The organism is Streptomyces antimicrobicus (assembly GCF_020532625.1).
Classification (GTDB): Bacteria; Actinomycetota; Actinomycetes; order Streptomycetales; family Streptomycetaceae; genus Streptomyces; species Streptomyces antimicrobicus.
The window spans coordinates 22,600-39,723 of record NZ_JAJAUY010000028.1; the positions used below are offsets into that span (position 1 = coordinate 22,600).

The 17,124-nt window shown below is 74.1% G+C and carries 18 protein-coding genes and 1 tRNA gene; 14 read left to right on the forward strand and 5 right to left on the reverse strand.

Annotated features, from left to right (window positions below; translation table 11 throughout):
• Positions 1 to 310 precede the first annotated feature (310 nt).
• Both LG632_RS10395 and LG632_RS10400 read left to right on the forward strand, forming a co-directional pair.
• On the forward strand, positions 311 to 748 hold the full coding sequence (locus tag LG632_RS10395; RefSeq protein ID WP_226726624.1) for a subtilase-type protease inhibitor: 438 nt from the start codon (positions 311 to 313) through the stop codon (positions 746 to 748).
• A gap of 171 nt (positions 749 to 919) precedes the next feature.
• Positions 920 to 1,816, forward strand: a complete 897-nt coding sequence (locus LG632_RS10400; protein WP_226726625.1) for an SGNH/GDSL hydrolase family protein — start codon at positions 920 to 922, stop codon at positions 1,814 to 1,816.
• Here the strand turns inward: LG632_RS10400 and LG632_RS10405 are convergent.
• Positions 1,782 to 2,300: a rho GDP-dissociation inhibitor gene (locus LG632_RS10405; RefSeq protein ID WP_226726626.1), complete on the reverse strand. Its 519-nt coding sequence runs from the start codon at positions 2,298 to 2,300 to the stop codon at positions 1,782 to 1,784. The genes LG632_RS10400 and LG632_RS10405 overlap by 35 nt on opposite strands.
• A 123-nt stretch (positions 2,301 to 2,423) precedes the next feature.
• Between LG632_RS10405 and LG632_RS10410 the strand changes: the two genes are divergently transcribed.
• Complete coding sequence (locus tag LG632_RS10410) at positions 2,424 to 2,984, forward strand: type 1 glutamine amidotransferase domain-containing protein (RefSeq protein WP_226726627.1); 561 nt, start codon at positions 2,424 to 2,426, stop codon at positions 2,982 to 2,984.
• Between the two features lie 462 nt (positions 2,985 to 3,446).
• Here LG632_RS10410 and LG632_RS10415 read toward each other — a convergent pair whose 3' ends face one another.
• Positions 3,447 to 4,901, reverse strand: a complete 1,455-nt coding sequence (locus LG632_RS10415) for an FAD-dependent oxidoreductase (RefSeq protein WP_226726653.1) — start codon at positions 4,899 to 4,901, stop codon at positions 3,447 to 3,449.
• A 145-nt stretch (positions 4,902 to 5,046) separates the two neighbouring features.
• Here LG632_RS10415 and LG632_RS10420 point away from each other — a divergent pair, with 145 nt between their 5' ends.
• From LG632_RS10420 to LG632_RS10440, 5 genes are all read left to right on the forward strand, one after another.
• The gene (locus LG632_RS10420; RefSeq protein WP_226726628.1) at positions 5,047 to 5,556 is read left to right on the forward strand and encodes a DUF6328 family protein; all 510 of its coding nucleotides are present in this window, start codon (positions 5,047 to 5,049) and stop codon (positions 5,554 to 5,556) included.
• A gap of 78 nt (positions 5,557 to 5,634) precedes the next feature.
• The gene (locus LG632_RS10425; protein WP_226726629.1) at positions 5,635 to 6,735 is read left to right on the forward strand and encodes a carboxylate-amine ligase; all 1,101 of its coding nucleotides are present in this window, start codon (positions 5,635 to 5,637) and stop codon (positions 6,733 to 6,735) included.
• Between the two features lie 27 nt (positions 6,736 to 6,762).
• On the forward strand, positions 6,763 to 7,149 hold the full coding sequence (locus LG632_RS10430) for a DUF3040 domain-containing protein (RefSeq protein ID WP_226726630.1): 387 nt from the start codon (positions 6,763 to 6,765) through the stop codon (positions 7,147 to 7,149).
• Between the two features lie 142 nt (positions 7,150 to 7,291).
• Entirely contained in the window at positions 7,292 to 7,648 is a 357-nt protein-coding gene (locus LG632_RS10435) for a DUF805 domain-containing protein (RefSeq protein WP_226726631.1), read from the forward strand.
• 146 nt (positions 7,649 to 7,794) lie between these two features.
• Positions 7,795 to 10,020 carry an NADP-dependent isocitrate dehydrogenase gene (locus LG632_RS10440; RefSeq protein ID WP_226726632.1) on the forward strand — a complete coding sequence of 742 codons (2,226 nt, stop codon included), beginning with the start codon at positions 7,795 to 7,797 and terminating at the stop codon, positions 10,018 to 10,020.
• A 124-nt stretch (positions 10,021 to 10,144) separates the two neighbouring features.
• Here LG632_RS10440 and LG632_RS10445 read toward each other — a convergent pair whose 3' ends face one another.
• Entirely contained in the window at positions 10,145 to 10,603 is a 459-nt protein-coding gene (locus LG632_RS10445) for a hypothetical protein (RefSeq protein WP_226726633.1), read from the reverse strand.
• Positions 10,604 to 10,870: 267 nt separating this feature from the next.
• On the opposite strand from LG632_RS10445, the gene LG632_RS10450 reads away from it, so the two are divergent.
• The gene (locus tag LG632_RS10450) at positions 10,871 to 12,037 is read left to right on the forward strand and encodes an aminotransferase class V-fold PLP-dependent enzyme (RefSeq protein ID WP_226726634.1); all 1,167 of its coding nucleotides are present in this window, start codon (positions 10,871 to 10,873) and stop codon (positions 12,035 to 12,037) included.
• A 39-nt stretch (positions 12,038 to 12,076) separates the two neighbouring features.
• Here LG632_RS10450 and cobF read toward each other — a convergent pair whose 3' ends face one another.
• Positions 12,077 to 12,829 carry a precorrin-6A synthase (deacetylating) gene (gene cobF / locus LG632_RS10455; protein WP_226726635.1) on the reverse strand — a complete coding sequence of 251 codons (753 nt, stop codon included), beginning with the start codon at positions 12,827 to 12,829 and terminating at the stop codon, positions 12,077 to 12,079.
• An 18-nt stretch (positions 12,830 to 12,847) separates the two neighbouring features.
• On the opposite strand from cobF, the gene LG632_RS10460 reads away from it, so the two are divergent.
• From LG632_RS10460 to LG632_RS10475, 4 genes are read left to right on the forward strand one after another with little or no spacing between them, the layout of a single operon-like run.
• Positions 12,848 to 13,603, forward strand: a complete 756-nt coding sequence (locus tag LG632_RS10460) for a (Fe-S)-binding protein (protein ID WP_226726636.1) — start codon at positions 12,848 to 12,850, stop codon at positions 13,601 to 13,603.
• Positions 13,600 to 15,225 carry a lactate utilization protein B gene (locus LG632_RS10465; protein WP_226726637.1) on the forward strand — a complete coding sequence of 542 codons (1,626 nt, stop codon included), beginning with the start codon at positions 13,600 to 13,602 and terminating at the stop codon, positions 15,223 to 15,225. The genes LG632_RS10460 and LG632_RS10465 overlap by 4 nt, the downstream gene beginning before the upstream one ends.
• A gap of 6 nt (positions 15,226 to 15,231) precedes the next feature.
• Positions 15,232 to 15,876, forward strand: a complete 645-nt coding sequence (locus tag LG632_RS10470) for a LutC/YkgG family protein (protein ID WP_226726638.1) — start codon at positions 15,232 to 15,234, stop codon at positions 15,874 to 15,876.
• Between the two features lie 4 nt (positions 15,877 to 15,880).
• Entirely contained in the window at positions 15,881 to 16,276 is a 396-nt protein-coding gene (locus LG632_RS10475; protein ID WP_226726639.1) for a VOC family protein, read from the forward strand.
• Between the two features lie 103 nt (positions 16,277 to 16,379).
• Here LG632_RS10475 and LG632_RS10480 read toward each other — a convergent pair whose 3' ends face one another.
• Complete coding sequence (locus LG632_RS10480; RefSeq protein ID WP_226726640.1) at positions 16,380 to 16,856, reverse strand: DUF309 domain-containing protein; 477 nt, start codon at positions 16,854 to 16,856, stop codon at positions 16,380 to 16,382.
• 108 nt (positions 16,857 to 16,964) lie between these two features.
• Between LG632_RS10480 and LG632_RS10485 the strand changes: the two genes are divergently transcribed.
• Positions 16,965 to 17,038: transfer RNA gene (locus tag LG632_RS10485), tRNA-Pro, on the forward strand.
• Positions 17,039 to 17,124 lie beyond the last annotated feature (86 nt).

Below are 17,124 nucleotides of genomic sequence, written 5' to 3' on the forward strand. Positions count from 1 at the left end.
GCCGGATCGACCGGATCCGGTCAAGCTGAGTGGCCGTTCGGTGAACCGCGCGCGGCCGACAGCAGGTCAGAGGGTGCGGCCCGGCACGTCGTCGGCGGTGATCACGGTCGGTCCGCGGTCGGCTACGGAGCGCCGCAGGGGGTGTGAGCTGCGGGGATGGTCGCTCACCCCTCCGACTATCGAACACAGTGTCCGTAAATCGGCGATCGATGTGCGGTCGGTCTGCGTATCCGGCAAAGTCGCTGGCGTCAGGGCGCGAGATCGTAAGCGCCAGAAACGTTCAACCTTCGAATCGAAAGCGAGTGTTGTCGTGCGTCACCGTCGCGTTGCCTCCGTCTCCGCTGCCGCCCTGCTCTGCCTGGCCGGCGCCGCCACCGCCACCGGAGTGGCCGAGGCCCGGCCCACGAGCCTCTACGCCCCCTCCGCGCTGGTCCTGACCGTGGCCCAGGGTGACAACGCCGCCGCGAGCACCGTCGTGCGGGCGGTCACGCTCAGCTGTGCGCCCTCGGCCCAGGGCACGCACCCCGACCCCGCTGCCGCGTGCGCGTCGCTGAAGTCCACCGGCGGCACCTTCGACCGCCTGCTCGCCGCACCGGACCCGAACCGCGCGTGTCCCATGCTCTACGCCCCCGTCACGGTGACCATGGACGGCGTGTGGCAGGGCAGCCGCGTCTCGTGGAAGCACACCTTCGCCAACTCCTGCACCATGGCGGCCACCGTGAACGGCAACGCCGCCCTCTCCTTCTGAGCCGCCGCGCACCGGCTCACGGCGCCGTCGTGGCGCCCGTACGGCATCGGCCCGCGTCGCCACCCCGGCGGCGCGGGCCTTGATCGTTTCTTTGCATACCGGCCGGTTGTACCCGGCGGTAACACGGCCGCATCCTGACGGTTCGCCGCCCGCGCACCTTCAGGAGCCGCCGTGTCCCCCTCTCGTTCCGCCGTCTTAGCCGCCGCGACCGCCCTCGCGGCCTGCCTCGCCTCCGTCCCGCCCGCGGCGGCCGCCACGGCCCCGGCCGCCACCGCCCCCACCGCGTACGCGGAGTACGTCGCCCTCGGGGACTCGTACGCCGCCGGGGCCGGCATCCCGCGGCAGTCGGCCGGGCTGTGCCTGCGGTCGGACCGCAACTACCCGAGCGTGGTCGCCGCCCGGCTGCGGCCCGCCGTCGTACGGGACGTGAGCTGCGGCGCCGCCAAGCTCGACCATCTGACGAAACCTCAGCGCTACCCCGTGATCGGGGAGGTGAACGCCGCTCAGCTCGACGCGCTGACCCCGCAGACCCGGCTCGTCACGATGACCCTCGGAGGCAACGACCTGGGCGAGGGCCTGCTCGGCATGGGTGAGATCGTCGTCAAGTGCGTGGCGCTCGCCGCCGTCAGCCCCCTCGGCGCGCCGTGCCGCCACTCCTACGGCGACTCGCTCACCGCCCGCATCGAGGCCACCGGGCCACGGCTGGCCGCCGCCCTCCAGGAGATCCGCCGGCGCTCTCCCCGGGCGAAGGTGGTGGTCACCGGATACCCCTCGATCCTGCCCGACAACGAGTGGGACTGCCTCTTCCGGCAGCCGGTCACCGTCTCCGACGCCGCCTACCTGCGCGACGTGATCGCCCGGCTCAACGCGGAGATCGCCGCACGGGCCCGGGCCGACGGGGCGACGTACGCGGACGTCCACGCGGCCACCCGCGGCCACGACATCTGCCAGAGCCCGTCGCAGCGCTGGATCGAGGGCATCCTGCCGCACGAGCCGGCCATGTCGGTCCACCCCAACGCCCGCGGCGAGGAGGTCATGGCAGAGGCGGTCCTGAAGGCCGTGCGCTGACCGGCGGCCCCGGGGGCGCCGTGCCGACCGGCGGTGCCGAGGGCCCCGCGCCGAGCGTGCCGGCCCGGCCCGCGGGCCGGCAGACCGGCCGTTCGTGGTGGGTCAGGCGGTAGCGGAACGCCTCGCGGGCGAGGATCTCGCCGTCGCCGTCCATGAACGTGCCGGTCACCGTGTACGTACCGTGGGAGTGCCTGCCGGCCGGGAGCTTCTCGGGCGGCAGCACCACCTCGTACGGTCCGCCGGCGCGGAAGCTGCCCAGCGACGTCGAGACGGCGGGGAACGAGCAGCCGTCGACCTCGCGGGAGTCCACGTAGCACAGGCCGTCCACGTCCGCGGCCAGCCGGAAGGTGAGGCTCACGGTGAACAGGGCCCCTTCCGGCAGTGCGAAGGGGGCGCCGGGCAGGTCGTCCAGAGGCACCGCGACCCGGCCGAAGCTTTCCGACTCCAGGTGCACGTCGAGCAGCTCGAACCGCGCGTCCGTCATGTCACACGCCTACCCCGACGGGGACATCCCGATACCTGGAGTTTGTCACGGTTTGGTGTGAATGGTCCAGGGCAGGTGCCGAAGAGGAGGTGGCACGGCACCGTACGAGAGGAGTGAGCGGCCATGCGCGTGGCGTTCCTGATGGCGCCGGAAGGCGTCGAACAGGTGGAACTGGAGCAGCCCTGGAAGGCCGTCCTGGACGCGGGCTGGGAGCCGCGGCTGGTCTCCACGGAACCGGGCCGGATCCAGGCCTTCCACCACTTGGACCGCGGGGACACCTTCGCCGTGGACGACGTGGTCTCCGACACCCCGGCCGAGGATTTCGGGGCGCTGGTGCTGCCCGGCGGCGTCGCCAACCCCGACGCGCTGCGCACGGAGCCGCGGGCCGTGGCCTTCGCCCGGCACTTCTTCGGCATGGACCGGCCGGTCGCGGCCATCTGCCATGCGCCCTGGACCCTGGTCGAGGCCGACGTGGTGCGCGGCCGCACCCTGACGTCGTGGCCGAGCCTCGCCACCGACATCCGCAACGCCGGCGGCACCTGGGTCGACGAAGCGGTACAGGTGTGCCGGGCGGGCCCGGGGCCGCTGATCACCAGCCGGAAGCCGGCCGACCTCGACGCGTTCTGCGGAGCGCTGCTGGAGGAGTTCGACCGGCAGATGCACGCCGCGGCCCACCACGCCTGACGGGCCCGGGCGCGGGCGCGCCGGACCCGGCTGCGGGCCTGTTGCCGGTCGTTGACGTGAAGGAGGAGCTTGCGTCGGTCCTCCGCGGTCCACGTCACGACCAGAGCTCCGACCGTCGCGCTGCCCAAGGCGGTCAGCATGCCGATGGCTCCCGTCCTCGACTTACGTCGGAGTCCGAGTCCGCTCACGCGGCGCGGGGTAGGGAAACGGCCTAGTCCGGCGGCTCGGGCACGGCCGGGGGCTCGCCCGGGCCCCGGTCCGGAGCCGGTTCCGGGTCCCGGTCGGGGGCCGGGGGCTGCGGGTCGTGCGGGACCGGCTCCGGCTCACGCGGCTCGGGCGCCGGATCGGCCGGCGACGTCATCTCCGCCGCCCCGGCCGTCACAGCCGTCGCCGCCCTCGGTACCGCCCTCGGCCTGGTCGGCGTCGTCACTGCGGTCGTCGTCGCCCTCGGCGTCATCACCGTCATGAGGTGTCCTTCCCTGCGGTGGGGGATCGTCGCGTGTCGTGCGGGTCCACGCCCGTGACGTCCAGCGGCTCGGTCGCCGGCCCCTGGAGCACCCTGCCGTCCGCCGCCGCGAACCGCGAGCCGTGGCAGGGGCACTCCCAGGTCTCCTCGGCCTCGTTGAACCCCAGCTCGCAGCCCATGTGGGTGCACCGGGGCCCCGGGCCGAAGCCGGCCGCGTAGTGCCGGGCCACCGAGGCCTGCGCCCGGACCACACCGGGCAGGTCCCGCAGCGGCAGCACCCGGCGGGGGTCGTACAGCTCGGTCCAGGCCGGCCGCGGCCGGCCCGTGACGTGCGCGGCCAGCAGCTGCCCGGCCATCACCCCGTTGCTCAGGCCCCAGCCGCCGAAGCCGGTGGCCAGGAACACGTGCTGGGTGTCGGGGTGCTCGTGGCCGACGTAGGGCAGGTGGTCGGCCGAGAAGACGTCCTGGGCCGCCCACCGGTAGGGCGCCGGGCCGCGCGGGAAGCCGGGCAGGTGGCGGTGCGCCCAGTCCTCCAGCCGGGCCAGGCGCTCCGCGACGTCGGCCGTGCCGGGGACGTACTTCTCGCCCGCGACGATCAGCAGCCGCTGCCCGTCCCCGTCCCCGCTGCCGTCCCCGTACGGCGCCGACCGGACGGAGCGGGTGTTGTCCTCCGAGGTCAGGTACATCCCCTCGGGCACGTCGCGCGCCGCCACCGGCGCGGCCACCACCAGCTCCCGGTGGACGGTGAGCCGGGCGAGCAGGGAGGCGTGGCAGAACAGCGGGTAGTGCGTGGCCAGCACCACGTCGGCGGCGTGCACGGTGCCGCCGCCCGCCAGCGTCAGCCGGCAGTCCGCCCGCTCGTGCAGGCCGGTGACCCGGGTGTCCTCGTGGACGGCCACTCCCCGCGCGGCCAGGTCGCGGGCCAGCCCCAGCAGGAACCGCCGCGGGTGGAACTGGAGCTGGTCCTCCACGCGCACGGCCCCCGCGACCGGGTACGGCAGCCCGGTCTCCGTCACGTACCGGGCGTCCAGGCCGGCCGCCCGGGCGGCCTCGGCCTCGGCGAGGAACTCCTCGGTCCGGCTCTCGTCGGTGGTGTACGTGTACGCCGGCAGCCGTTCCGCCTCGGCGTCGATCCCCAGCTCGCCGCACAGCGCCAGCACGTGCCGCATCGCCTCTTCCTGGGAGCGGGCGTACAGGGCCGCCGCCTCGGCGCCGTGCTCGGCGGTCAGCCGCGCGTAGCACAGCCCGTGCGACGAGCTCAGCTTGCCGGTGGTGTGCCCGGTGACCCCGCCGCCCACCCGCCCGGCCTCCAGGACCACCACCTCGCGGCCCGCCAGGGCCAGCTCGCGGGCCGCGCACAGCCCGGCGATGCCGCCTCCCACCACGACGACGTCGGCGGTGAGGTCCCCGTCGAGGGGCGGATGCGCGGGGGCGGTGGTGGTGCTGTCCATCCAGTACGAGCGCACGGCGGGGCTCCTCCACTCGGACGAGGGCCGACACGGAACAGGGTCCTCCACGGGGGCGTGGTCCGCCCGGCGGATACCCCCGGGCGGGGCGTTGATGCGTACCGGCGCCGTACGCGGGAACACGCGGGGCATGTCCGACCGAGCCACACCACCCGAACGGCGGTACATCGCGGATCCGGAGCGCAACGAGTCGGAGCCGGAACGGGCCGACCGCCGCTGGAACGAGCTGCTCCAGGAGCTCCGCGTGGCCCAGACCGGGGTGCAGATCCTGTTCGGCTTCCTGCTGACCGTGGTGTTCCAGCCGCGGTTCACCGAGCTGGGTCCGCTGGACCGCGGGATCTACGTCGTCACCGTCCTGCTCGGCGCCGCCACCACGGGAGTGCTGGTCGGGCCGGTCTCCTTCCACCGCCTGGTCTTCGGGCGCCGGCTGAAGCCGGAGGCCGTGACCTGGGCGTCCCGGCTGACCATCCTCGGCCTGGTGCTGCTGTTCCTGACCATGGTCGCGGCCATGCTGCTGATCATGCGCATGGCCCTGGGCAGCCAGCTCTCGCTGTGGCTGGTCGTGATCATGGCCGTCTGGTTCGCCCTGTGCTGGTTCGTGGTCCCGCTGTGGGCCCGGCGGCGCACGACCCCCAGGTGAGGGGGTTTTCCCGTCCTGCCGATGTGCATCGGACCTGCTTGGCTGGGTACACGCCGCGCACCGGGCGAGGAGGCACCGATGAGAGTCCTGACCATGGGGGTGGAGGAGGAGTTCCTGCTGGTCGAAGCCACCGGGGCGGCCCCGTGCGGCCGCGCGCCGCAGGTGATCGCCACCGCCGCCGTCGAGCTCGGCGACCAGGTGCAGGCCGAGTTCTACACCGCCCAGGTGGAGGTGTGCAGCACGCCCGCGGCCGATCTGGAATCCCTGCGCGCCGACCTCGCCCGGCTGCGCCGCGTGGTCCGCGCCGCCGCCGCCGAGGCGGACTGCCGGGTGCTGGCGACGGGCACCCCGCCCGTGCGGCCGGCGCGCCCGCTCGCCATCACGGACTGCGCCCGCTACGGGGAGATGGCCCGCCGGTTCGCCGCCCTCATCGACGGCTACCACGGTCTGGTGTGCGGAACGCACGTGCACATCGGCACGCTGGCCCGGCACGAGGCGCTGGCGCTGGCCGCCCATCTGCGCCCCTGGCTGCCGGCCCTGCAGTCGCTCACCGGCAACTCGCCCTTCGCGCAAGGATGTGACACCGGGTTCGAGAGCTGGCGATCGGTGGAGTTCGCCCGCTGGCCCACAGTGGGGCCCACCCCGGTGCTGTGCGAGCAGGAGTACGAACACGTCGTCAGTTCCCTGGTGCGCGACCGGATCCTGCTGGACCGCAGGATGGTGTACTGGTACGCCCGCCCCTCCGAGCACGTGCCCACGGTGGAGATCCGGATCGCCGACGCCAACGCCGACCTGGACACCGTGGTGCTGCTGGCGGCGCTGGTGCGCGGACTGTCCGGCGTCCTGCTCGTCGACGTCGAACGCGGGGTGCCCGCCCCCGTGATGACGGACCGTCTGCTGCGCTCGGCGCACAAGTACGCCGCGGCGCACGGACTGGACGGCGCCGGGCTGGACCCGGTGGACGGTCAGGAGTGGCCCGCCGGCCGGCTCGTGGACCGGCTGGTCGAGCGCGCCGCGCCGGCCCTGGAGGCCACCGGCGACCTGGGACTCGTACAGGACCTGCTGCGGCGGCTGCGCGAAGAAGGCAGTGGCGCCGCCCGGCAGCGCGCGGCCCACCGGCGGCGCGGTTCGCTCGCCGACGTGGTGGACGCGCTGGCCGCGACCACCGCCGCCGCGTGAGCGGGCGCCGCCCGACGCGGGGAGTGGATGATGATGGAAGGCCGGGAGCTCTCCCCCCGGGAGCGGCAGATACTCGCGGAGATCGAACGGACGCTGGAGGCGGACGCGCTGCTGGCCCGGCGGCTGCGCACCATGCGGCGGGGCGTGCGCCCGTGGGCCGGACCGGCGGCGGCCCTGCGCGGTCACCTGCTCGCGGTGCTGGCCTGGCTCGCGGGACTGACGTCCCTGGTCCTGTTCGTGCCCGCCGCGGCCACCTCCTCGCCGCCGCTGATCTGGGGTTTCGCGGGCGCGTGGGTGCTCACGCTGGTGTGCGTGCTGCGGCTGGGGTGGCGGGCGTGCCGGCGCCGGGCCGCGCTGCGGGGCCCCGACGGGCCGGACGCACGGGACGGCCCGGACGGGCCGCTGCTGCAGTGATCCCGGTTGCTCCCGGAACCTGCCGAAAGCCGGTCTTCTCATGTGTTGCGAACCGGCTTGACCGCCACATAAGCGGGGCATAAGTTCTGCCTCGGCTTGCTCCGCCTGGACGGGCCGACGAACCGTCCACTTGGGGGGACACATGAACCACTACCTCGACGTTCTCAAGAAGTACGCCGTGTTCAGCGGCCGCGCCCGGCGCCAGGAGTACTGGCTGTTCGTGCTGTTCAACGTCATCATCAGCCTCGTGCTGGCCCTCGTCGACGGCATCCTCGGCACCAACGGCATCCTGGGCGTCGTGTACTCCGTGGCCGTCCTGCTGCCCTCCCTGGCCGTCGCCGTCCGCCGCCTGCACGACACCGGCCGCTCCGGCTGGTGGCTGCTGATCGCCCTCGTCCCGCTCGTGGGCGCCATCGTCCTGCTGGTCTTCCTCGCGACCGAGGGCGAGCCGAACCCGAACAAGTACGGCCCGAACCCGAAGTACGCGCCGGCCGCCTGAGCCGACCGGAACCCGAGCGCCGCCGCCGACACCGTGTCGGGGGCGGCGCTCCGCCGTTTCCCGGGGGACTGTCGGAGCTGCCGCGAACACGAGATATCTTGATGTCGAGCAATGTTGCAGACGTGGAGAGTGGAGCGGAGCACCCGGTGACTGACTCGACCATCATCTATACGCACACTGACGAGGCCCCGGCCCTGGCGACCTACTCGTTCCTGCCCGTCGTCCAGGCGTACGCCTCGACGGCCGGCGTGAGCGTGGAGACCCGGGACATCTCGCTGGCCGGCCGGATCATCGCCAGCTTCCCCGAGTACCTCGAGCCCGGGCAGCGTATCGATGACGCCCTCGCCGAGCTCGGCGAGCTCGCCAAGACGCCCAGCGCCAACATCATCAAGCTGCCGAACATCTCGGCGTCCATCCCGCAGCTGAAGGCCGCCGTCGCCGAGCTCCAGGGCCAGGGCTACGCGCTGCCGGACTACCCGGACGACCCCAAGACCGACGAGGAGCGCGAGATCCGCGCCCGCTACGACAAGGTCAAGGGCTCCGCCGTCAACCCGGTCCTGCGCGAGGGCAACTCCGACCGCCGGGCCCCCGGCGCCGTCAAGAACTACGCCAAGACCCACCCGCACCGCATGGGCGCCTGGACCTCCGAGTCCAAGACCAACGTCGCCACGATGGGCCAGGACGACTTCCGCTCCACCGAGAAGTCGGCCGTCGTCCCCGAGGCCGGCACCCTGCGCATCGAGCACGTCGCCGCCGACGGCGCCGTCACCGTGCTGCGCGAGTCCGTCCCCGTCCAGGCCGGCGAGGTCGTCGACGCGTCCGTCATGCGCGTCGCCGCCCTGCGCACCTTCCTCTCCGAGCAGGTCGCCCGCGCCAAGGCCGAGGACGTGCTGTTCTCCGTGCACCTCAAGGCCACGATGATGAAGGTCTCCGACCCGATCGTCTTCGGCCACGTGGTCCGCGCCTTCTTCCCGCAGACCTTCGCCAAGTACGGCGAGGTGCTCGCCGCCGCGGGCCTGTCCCCGAACGACGGCCTCGGCACCGTCCTGAACGGCCTGGAGTCGATCCCGCACGGCCTGGGCGCCGAGATCAAGGCCTCCTTCGACGCCGAGCTCGCCGCCGGCCCAGCCCTGGCCATGGTCGACTCGGACAAGGGCATCACCAACCTGCACGTCCCGTCCGACGTCATCGTCGACGCCTCGATGCCGGCCATGATCCGCACCTCCGGCCACATGTGGGGCCCGGACGGCCAGGAGGCCGACACCCTCGCCGTCCTGCCGGACAGCAGCTACTCGGGCGTCTACCAGGCCGTCATCGAGGACTGCAAGGCCCACGGCGCCTTCGACCCGGCCACCATGGGTTCCGTCCCGAACGTCGGCCTGATGGCGCAGAAGGCCGAGGAGTACGGCTCCCACGACAAGACCTTCGAGATCGCCGCGGCCGGCACCGTCCGCCTCGTGGACGCCGCCGGCACCACCGTCCTGGAGCAGGAGGTGTCCGAGGGCGACATCTTCCGCGCCTGCCAGACCAAGGACGCCCCGATCCAGGACTGGGTCAAGCTGGCCGTCACCCGCGCCCGCGCCACCGGTGCCCCGGCCGTGTTCTGGCTCGACGAGACCCGCGCCCACGACGCGCAGCTGATCGCCAAGGTCAACACCTACCTCGCCGAGCACGACACCGAGGGTCTGACCATCAAGATCCTCTCCCCGGTCGAGGCCACCAAGTTCTCCCTGGAGCGCATCCGCCGCGGCGAGGACACCATCTCGGTCACCGGCAACGTCCTGCGTGACTACCTGACCGACCTCTTCCCCATCCTGGAGCTGGGCACCAGCGCCAAGATGCTGTCGATCGTCCCGCTGATGGCGGGCGGCGGCCTGTTCGAGACGGGCGCCGGCGGCTCCGCCCCCAAGCACGTCCAGCAGCTGGTCAGGGAGAACTACCTGCGCTGGGACAGCCTCGGCGAGTTCTTCGCCCTGGCCGCCAGCTTCGAGCACCTCGCCACCACCACGGGCAACCGCCGCGCCCAGGTGCTGGCCGACACCCTCGACCGCGCCACCGGCACCTTCCTCAACGAGGACAAGTCGCCGACCCGTCGCGTGGGCGGCATCGACAACCGCGGCAGCCACTTCTACCTCGCCCTGTACTGGGCCCAGGAGCTGGCCAAGCAGACCGAGGACGCCGAGCTGGCCACCGCGTTCGCCCCGCTCGCCAAGACGCTCACCGAGCAGGAGCAGACGATCGTCGACGAGCTGATCGCCGTGCAGGGCCGGCCGGCCGACATCGGCGGCTACTACCAGCCCGACCCGGTCAAGGCCGCGGCGGTCATGCGCCCGTCCGCGACCTTCAACCAGGCCCTGGGCCTGCTGGGCTGACCCGGCCCGACCGCACGCGCGACCGCCCCGGCCGGCAGCACCTGCCCGGCCGGGGCGGTCGCGCGTTCCGCGGCAGCCGGAACGGGCCAGGGCGCGCCTGAACCCGCGCGTCCGGCACGCCCCGTCAGAGGCGGTGGACCCGTTCCTGCTCCAGCCCCAGCGCGGTACGGCCGGCCGCCAGGATCCGCAGGCCCGGTGCGACGCCCAGCAGGGTGCGCAGCCAGCGCCGGGCGCCCGCGTCGAGCTGGTCGCAGCCGTCGAGGACCAGCAGCAGGTCCCGTTCGGCCAGCCAGGACGCGGCGTTGGCCGTACCGCACGGCAGGTACGCCAGGCCCGGCACACAGCCCAGCCCGTCGACCAGGTCCCGCACCCCCGAGGTCCGGTCGAGGCAGACCAGGGCCACCCCGTCGTAGAAGTTGGACGACAGCCGCCGGGCGATCTCCCGCACCAGCAGACTGCGCGGCTCGCGGAACCGCCCGGTCACCGTCAGCACCCGGCCCCGCCGCACCGCCGTCAGCAGCCGCGACAGTTCGTCCGACGTCGCCGGCAGGACACGGGTGGGCGGAGCCCCTGAAGTCGTCATCGGCACGATGCCCCCCACTGCATGCGTGATGCCGGTTGCGGCCCCCTTGGGATGTTTCGCGCCGCACCAGATGATTATCCGCCAGATACGGTCGAAGGCCAGGGGGAGAACGGATTCACCGTCAGATCGGCGTACCGGCCGGTCACTTCGCGCTCCTCGCGACGGGCTACCGCCGGAGGCGGCCGCGCGGGATGATCGCGGCGGGAGATCCCCGTCGTGCCGGCCCTCCCGCCACAGCCGACCCCGTACTCGTGACCCGGAGGCCCCGTGACCGCGCTCGTACCGCCCGTCCCGCCCGCCGTGCCCGTCCCGCCCGGGGAATTCCCCGGAGGAAGGGCCCTCTTCCGCCTCGACCCCGGCATCGCCCACCTCAACCACGGCTCGTTCGGTGCCGTGCCCGTCCCGGTCCAGGAGGCCCAGGCCGCCCTGCTCGCCGAGGTCCACGCCGACCCCGACGCCTTCTTCGTCACCGCCCCCGAGCGGATCGAGGCGGCCCGGGCGCGCGTGGCCGCGCACCTGGGCGCCGACCCGGCCGGCACCGGCTTCGTCTCCAACGCCACCGAGGCCGCCAACCTCGCGCTCGACGCCCTCGATCTCACCGGCGACGACGAGGTCCTCGTCACCGACCACGGCTACGGCACGGTCGTCGCGGCCGCCGCCCGCCGCGCCCGGACCACCACCGTCCGCCTCGACCCGGCGCTGCCCGACGAGGACGCCGTCCGCGAAGCCGTGCTCGCGGGCCTCACCCCCCGCACCAAGGTGGCCCTGCTCGACCACATCAGCTCGCCCACCGCCCGGGTCATCGCCTCCCCGCGGCTGCTGGCCGAACTCGCCGAGCGGGGCGTCACCACCGTCGTGGACGGCGCGCACGCCCCCGGCATGCTCGCCGAGCCCCTGGCCGGCCGCGCCGACTTCTGGTTCGGGAACCTGCACAAGTGGGGCTACGCCCCCTCCGGCACCGCCGTGCTCACCGTCGCGGAGCCGTACCGCGCCCGGGTCCGCCCGCTGGTCCCCTCCTGGGAGGACCACCACGGCTTCCCCCGCTCGGTCGAGAACCGGGCCACCGCCGACTACACCGGCTGGCTCGCCGCGCCCGAGGGCCTGGACCTGCTGGCCCGGCTCGACGCCACCAAGGTGCGCGCCCACAACAGCGCCCTGGCCGGATACGGCGCCGCCCTGCTGGCCGACGTCCCGGGCCTGCGCCCGCTGCCGCACACCCCGGGGCTGGCCATGCGCACCCTGCGGCTGCCCCCGGGCACGGCCGAGGACCCCGAGGCCGCGCGCGCCCTGCGCGAGGACATCGCCGCGCGGCACCGGATCCGCGTCCTGATCTGGCCGTGGCCCGGCGGCGGCGGCATCCGGGTGTGCGGCCAGATCTACAACCGGGCCGAGGAGTACGAACGTCTGGCCGCGGTCCTGCGCACGTACCTGTAGGCCGGCGCCGACCGGGTGGGCCGGGCCGGCCGGGGCGCGTCAGTCGCGGCGCAGCAGGTACGTGTCCATGATCCAGCCCTTGCGGGCCCGGGCCTCGGTGCGCAGCCGCTCGATCCGGTCGGCGACCTCCGCCAGCTTGCCCTGCACCAGGATCTCGTCGGGCGTGCCGACGTACGCGCCCCAGTAGATGAAGAGGTCCTGGTCAAGGTGGCGGGTGAAGGCGTGCCGCGCGTCGAGCATCACCACGACGTCGTCGACGTCCTGTGGCCAGCCCTCGGCGAGCCGCCGGCCGGTGGTGATCTGCACCGGGCGGCCGACCCGGTTCAGGTTGGTCCGGTGCCGGGCCAGCAGCGCCGAGACGCTGCTGATGCCCGGCACCACCTCGTGCTCGAAGGCGACCCGGCCGCGCTCGTGGACCTCCTCCAGGATCGCGAGGGTGGAGTCGTACAGGGACGGATCGCCCCAGACCAGGAACGCGCCGGTCTCGCCCTCGGCCAGGTCCTCGGCGATGAACCGCTCGAAGATCTCCGCCCGGGCGCTGCGCCAGCCGTCGACGGTGGGGGTGTAGTGCGCGGGGTCGCGGTCGCGGTCGGGGTCGCGGCCCTCCACCAGCCGGTGGCCGGGACGGGCGTGCGCGTCGAGCATGGCGCGCCGCAGCCCGGTCAGGTCCGCCTTCTCCTCGCCCTTCTCCAGGATGAGGAACGCGTCCGCCGCGCCGATCGCCTTGACCGCCTGGAGGGTCAGGTGGTCCGGGTCGCCCGCGCCTATGCCGATCACTGAGAACTTCTTCACGCCGCTATTCTGCCCGTCATGCGAGTGGCCCTGTTCGTCACCTGCGTCAACGACGCGCTGTACCCCGCCACAGGGGTCGCGGTGGTGCGGCTGCTGGAGCGGCTCGGGGTGGACGTGGACTTCCCGGCCGGGCAGAGCTGCTGCGGCCAGCCGCAGTACAACACCGGTTACCGGTACGAGACCGAGCCGCTGCTGCGCCGCACCGCCGCCGCCTTCGCCGGGTACCCGTACGTCGTCACGCCGTCCGGCTCCTGCGCCGCGATGCTGCGCGAGCACTACCCGCGGATCGGGCGCCGGGCCGCCGCGGAGGGGCGGGGGAGCGAGCTGGCCGAGCTCGCCGACGCGCTCGCGCCCCGGGTGTACGAGCTGACCGAGTTCCTCGTCGACGTCCTCGGGGTGACCGATGTGGGGGCGTACTTCCCGCACACCGTCACCTATCACCCCTCCTGTCATGGTCTGCGGTCCTTGCGGCTGGGCGACCGGCCGCGCCGGCTGCTCGCCGCCGTCAAGGGGCTCGATCTGGTCGAGCTGCCGCAGGCGGAGGAGTGCTGTGGTTTCGGCGGGACCTTCGCGGTGAAGAACCCCGACGTCTCGGCCGCGATGGGGGCCGACAAGCTCCGCCACGCCCGGGCCACCGGCGCCGAGGTGCTGTGCGGCGCCGACAACTCGTGTCTCACCCACCTCGGCGGCATGCTCCGCCGCCAGGACGCGCCGCTGCGCACCCTGCACATCGCCGAGATCCTGGCGGCCACGCAGGAGGAGCCGGCGCGATGACGACGGACGGGCGGGGTCGCGGGGGCGGACGCGCCTTCCTGGGGATGCCCAGGGCGCGGGTCGGGGGCGGCGGCCGGGCGGCGGGCGAGGACCGGGCCGCGGGCGACGGCCGGGCGGCGGGCGACGGCCGGGTGGCGGGCCGGGCCCGGGCGGGGGGCGAGGATCCGGCCGCCTTCCCGCCGTTCCCGGAGGCCGCGCGGGCCGCCGTACGGGACGAGCGGCTGCGCGCCAACCTGCGGCACGCCACCAGCACCATCCGCGACAAACGCGCCCGCGCCGTCGGCGAACTCGCCGACTGGGACCGGCTGCGGGCGGCCGGCAAGGCGGTCAAGGACCACACCCTGCGCCATCTGGACCACTACCTCCTCCAGTTGGAGGAGGCGGTCACCGCCGCCGGCGGCACCGTCCACTGGGCGGCCGACGCCGCCGAGGCGTGCCGCGTCGTCACCGCGCTCGTCCGCGCCACGGGCGAGCGCGAGGTGGTCAAGGTCAAGTCGATGGCCACGCAGGAGATCGGCCTCGACGAGGCGCTGGAGGCGGCGGGCGTCGCGGCGTACGAGACCGACCTCGCCGAGCTCATCGTGCAGCTCGGCCGCGACCGCCCCTCGCACATCCTGGTGCCCGCCATCCACCGCAACCGGGCCGAGATCCGCGACCTTTTCCGTACCGAGATGGGCCGCTGGGGCCGCCCGGCCCCGGCGGACCTCGACGACACCCCCGCCGCGCTCGCCGAGGCGGCGCGGCTGCACCTGCGCGAGAAGTTCCTGCGCGCCAAGGTCGGCATCTCCGGCGCCAACTTCATGGTCGCGGAAACCGGCACCCTGGTCGTGGTCGAGTCCGAGGGCAACGGCCGGATGTGCCTGACCCTCCCGGAGACGCTGATCTCGGTCGTCGGCATCGAGAAGGTCGTCCCCACCTTCCGCGACCTGGAGATCTTCCTGCAGACCCTGCCGCGCTCCTCGACCGCCGAACGGATGAACCCGTACACCACGATGTGGACCGGCACGACCGACGGCGACGGCCCGTCCGCCTTCCACCTCGTCCTCCTCGACAACGGCCGCACCGACACCCTCGCCGACGAGGTGGGCCGCCAGGCCCTGCGCTGCATCCGATGCTCCGCCTGCCTCAACGTCTGCCCGGTGTACGAGCGCGCGGGCGGCCACGCGTACGGCTCCGTCTACCCGGGCCCGATCGGCGCCGTGCTCACCCCGCAACTGCGCGGCACGGACAGCGGGATCGACGCCTCGCTCCCCTTCGCCTCCACCCTGTGCGGGGCCTGCTACGACGTCTGCCCCGTGGCCATCGACATCCCCGAGGTCCTGGTCCACCTGCGCGAACGGATCGTCCAGGGCGGCCCGGTGACCCGCGGCGGCGTGCGCGTCCGCATCCGCCCGGCCCGGGGCCACGCCGCCGAGCGGGCCGCCGTACGCGCCGCCCGCCGGCTGCTCGACCGTCCGGGCGCGCTGCGCGCGGGCGAGCGCCTGCTGGCCCGCGCCCGCCGCCTGGGCTTCCGGCCCCACCGCCTGCCCGGCCCGGGCCGGGCCTGGACCGAGACCCGCGACCTGCCGGGGGCGCCGGCGGAGCCGTTCCGCGACTGGTGGGCGCGGGAACGGGGAGGCTGACGACCGATGACGACCAAGGACCGCATCCTGGGCCGTATCCGCCGGGCCGTGGGCGACGCGCGCCCGCCGGCGGCGGCGGAGGGCGGCATCGCGCGGGACTACCTGCTCCAGCACGGCCACCGCACGCCGGCCGAGCGGGTGGACCTGCTGGCCGCGCACCTCGCCGAGTACCGGGCGCGGGTCCACCGCGCGGACCCCGACGGCCTGCCCGCCCTGCTGGGACGGCTGCTGGCCGAGCCCGGCGCGCGCACCGTGGTGGTCCCGCCGGGCCTGCCCGAGTGGTGGCTGAGCGGCACGGACGTGACCCGGGTCCGGGACGAGGCGTCGACGACGGCCCACGAGCTCGACCGGGTCGACAGCGTGGTGACGGGCTGCGCGCTGGCCGTCGCGGAGACCGGGACGCTGGTCCTGGACGGTTCGCCGGACCAGGGCAGGCGCCGCATCACCCTGGTCCCCGACCACCACGTGTGCGTCGTACGCGTCCCGGACCAGGTGGTGGACTCGGTCCCGCAGGCCCTGCCGCTGCTGGACCCGGCCCGCCCGCTGACCTGGATCTCGGGGCCCTCGGCGACCAGCGACATCGAACTCGACCGGGTGGAAGGCGTCCACGGCCCCCGGACGCTGGACGTCGTGCTGCTCGGGCCAGAATAGGGACATGCCCTCCCACATCGCCCTCACGGCCCTGGTCGTCGCCGACTACGACGACGCCATCGACTTCTACACCCGCGCCCTCGGCTTCGACCTCGTCGAGGACACGCCCCGGCCCGACGGCTCCCGCTGGGTGGTGGTCCGCCCGCCGGGCGCCACGGAGGCCGCGCTGCTGCTGGCCCGGGCCAAGGACGAGGCGCAGCGGGCCCGGGTGGGCGACCAGACCGGCGGCCGGGTCGGCTTCTTCCTCCACACCGACGACTTCGCCCGCGACCACGCCCGCATGACCGCCGAAGGCGTCCGCTTCCTGGAGGAGCCGCGCCACGAACCGTACGGCTCGGTCGCCGTCTTCGAGGACCTGTACGGCAACCGCTGGGACCTCCTCCAGCCGGCCCAGCCGTAGCCCCTGCCGGCCGGGGCGGCGGGCCGGCAAGGGGCGGCGGCCGGCAGGGCCTACGGCCGGGGGCGGCGGTGCGGTCGGGCCCACGGCCGGGTCCGCCCGCCGCCTACCGGCCGGTGAGCCGGGGTGACTCCTGGGCGGCGTCGACGCGTTCCCCGTGCTCGACCCGCCCGGCCAACGCCCCGGCCCAGTGGACGAGCCCGGGCACGTCGATGCCGTGCCCGCCGCCCGACGCGGCGACGGACGCGGCACCGCGCCGGAGCAACCGGGCCCCGCCGACGGCGTTCCCGCGCGCGGCGTGCGTCAGCCCGACCGCGAGCTGCGCGAGCCCGCGCCACAGCCCGGCCTCGGCGGCGGGCCCGCTCTTCCACGCGTCCTCGAACACCTCGTGCGCGTGGAACGGCATCCCGGCGTCGAGCAGCCGCTGCGCCTCGCCCAAGGTCCCGGCGGGCGTCCGCACCACCCCCTCCGGCTGCCGCTCGACCCCTTCGGCCCCGTACGGCAACGGCCGCCCCAGCCCGTCCCGCGGCCGCGCGCTGCGCGCCCGCCCTTCGGCATCCCTGTCCCGCTTCTTCGCCGTCACACGACCATCCTCCCGCGCCGCCCGACTACCCGTGCGCACCCACCCCTCAGCGTGGGGTAATGTTCTTCCTGCACCGCCACCGGGGGCCAAAACCCCAGGTGAGGGCATCGGGACGTGGCGCAGCTTGGTAGCGCACTTGACTGGGGGTCAAGGGGTCGCAGGTTCAAATCCTGTCGTCCCGACTCTGCTTTTCGCAGGTCGGAGGCCGTTCTCTCAATTATGGGAGGGCGGCCTTTCGTGTGTCCGCAGCCATGGTGGTCGCACGTCC

Coding starts and splice junctions, on each gene's coding strand:
- LG632_RS10435 (WP_226726631.1), top strand. CDS start 7,292: ATGAACCACTACCTCGACGTTCTCAAGAAGTACGCCGTGTTCAGCGGC.
- LG632_RS10425 (WP_226726629.1), top strand. CDS start 5,635: ATGAGAGTCCTGACCATGGGGGTGGAGGAGGAGTTCCTGCTGGTCGAA.
- LG632_RS10405 (WP_226726626.1), bottom strand. CDS start 2,300: ATGACGGACGCGCGGTTCGAGCTGCTCGACGTGCACCTGGAGTCGGAA.
- LG632_RS10465 (WP_226726637.1), top strand. CDS start 13,600: ATGACGACGGACGGGCGGGGTCGCGGGGGCGGACGCGCCTTCCTGGGG.
- LG632_RS10415 (WP_226726653.1), bottom strand. CDS start 4,901: ATGGACAGCACCACCACCGCCCCCGCGCATCCGCCCCTCGACGGGGAC.
- LG632_RS10430 (WP_226726630.1), top strand. CDS start 6,763: ATGATGATGGAAGGCCGGGAGCTCTCCCCCCGGGAGCGGCAGATACTC.
- LG632_RS10445 (WP_226726633.1), bottom strand. CDS start 10,603: ATGACGACTTCAGGGGCTCCGCCCACCCGTGTCCTGCCGGCGACGTCG.
- LG632_RS10460 (WP_226726636.1), top strand. CDS start 12,848: ATGCGAGTGGCCCTGTTCGTCACCTGCGTCAACGACGCGCTGTACCCC.
- LG632_RS10470 (WP_226726638.1), top strand. CDS start 15,232: ATGACGACCAAGGACCGCATCCTGGGCCGTATCCGCCGGGCCGTGGGC.
- LG632_RS10420 (WP_226726628.1), top strand. CDS start 5,047: ATGTCCGACCGAGCCACACCACCCGAACGGCGGTACATCGCGGATCCG.
- LG632_RS10475 (WP_226726639.1), top strand. CDS start 15,881: ATGCCCTCCCACATCGCCCTCACGGCCCTGGTCGTCGCCGACTACGAC.
- LG632_RS10410 (WP_226726627.1), top strand. CDS start 2,424: ATGCGCGTGGCGTTCCTGATGGCGCCGGAAGGCGTCGAACAGGTGGAA.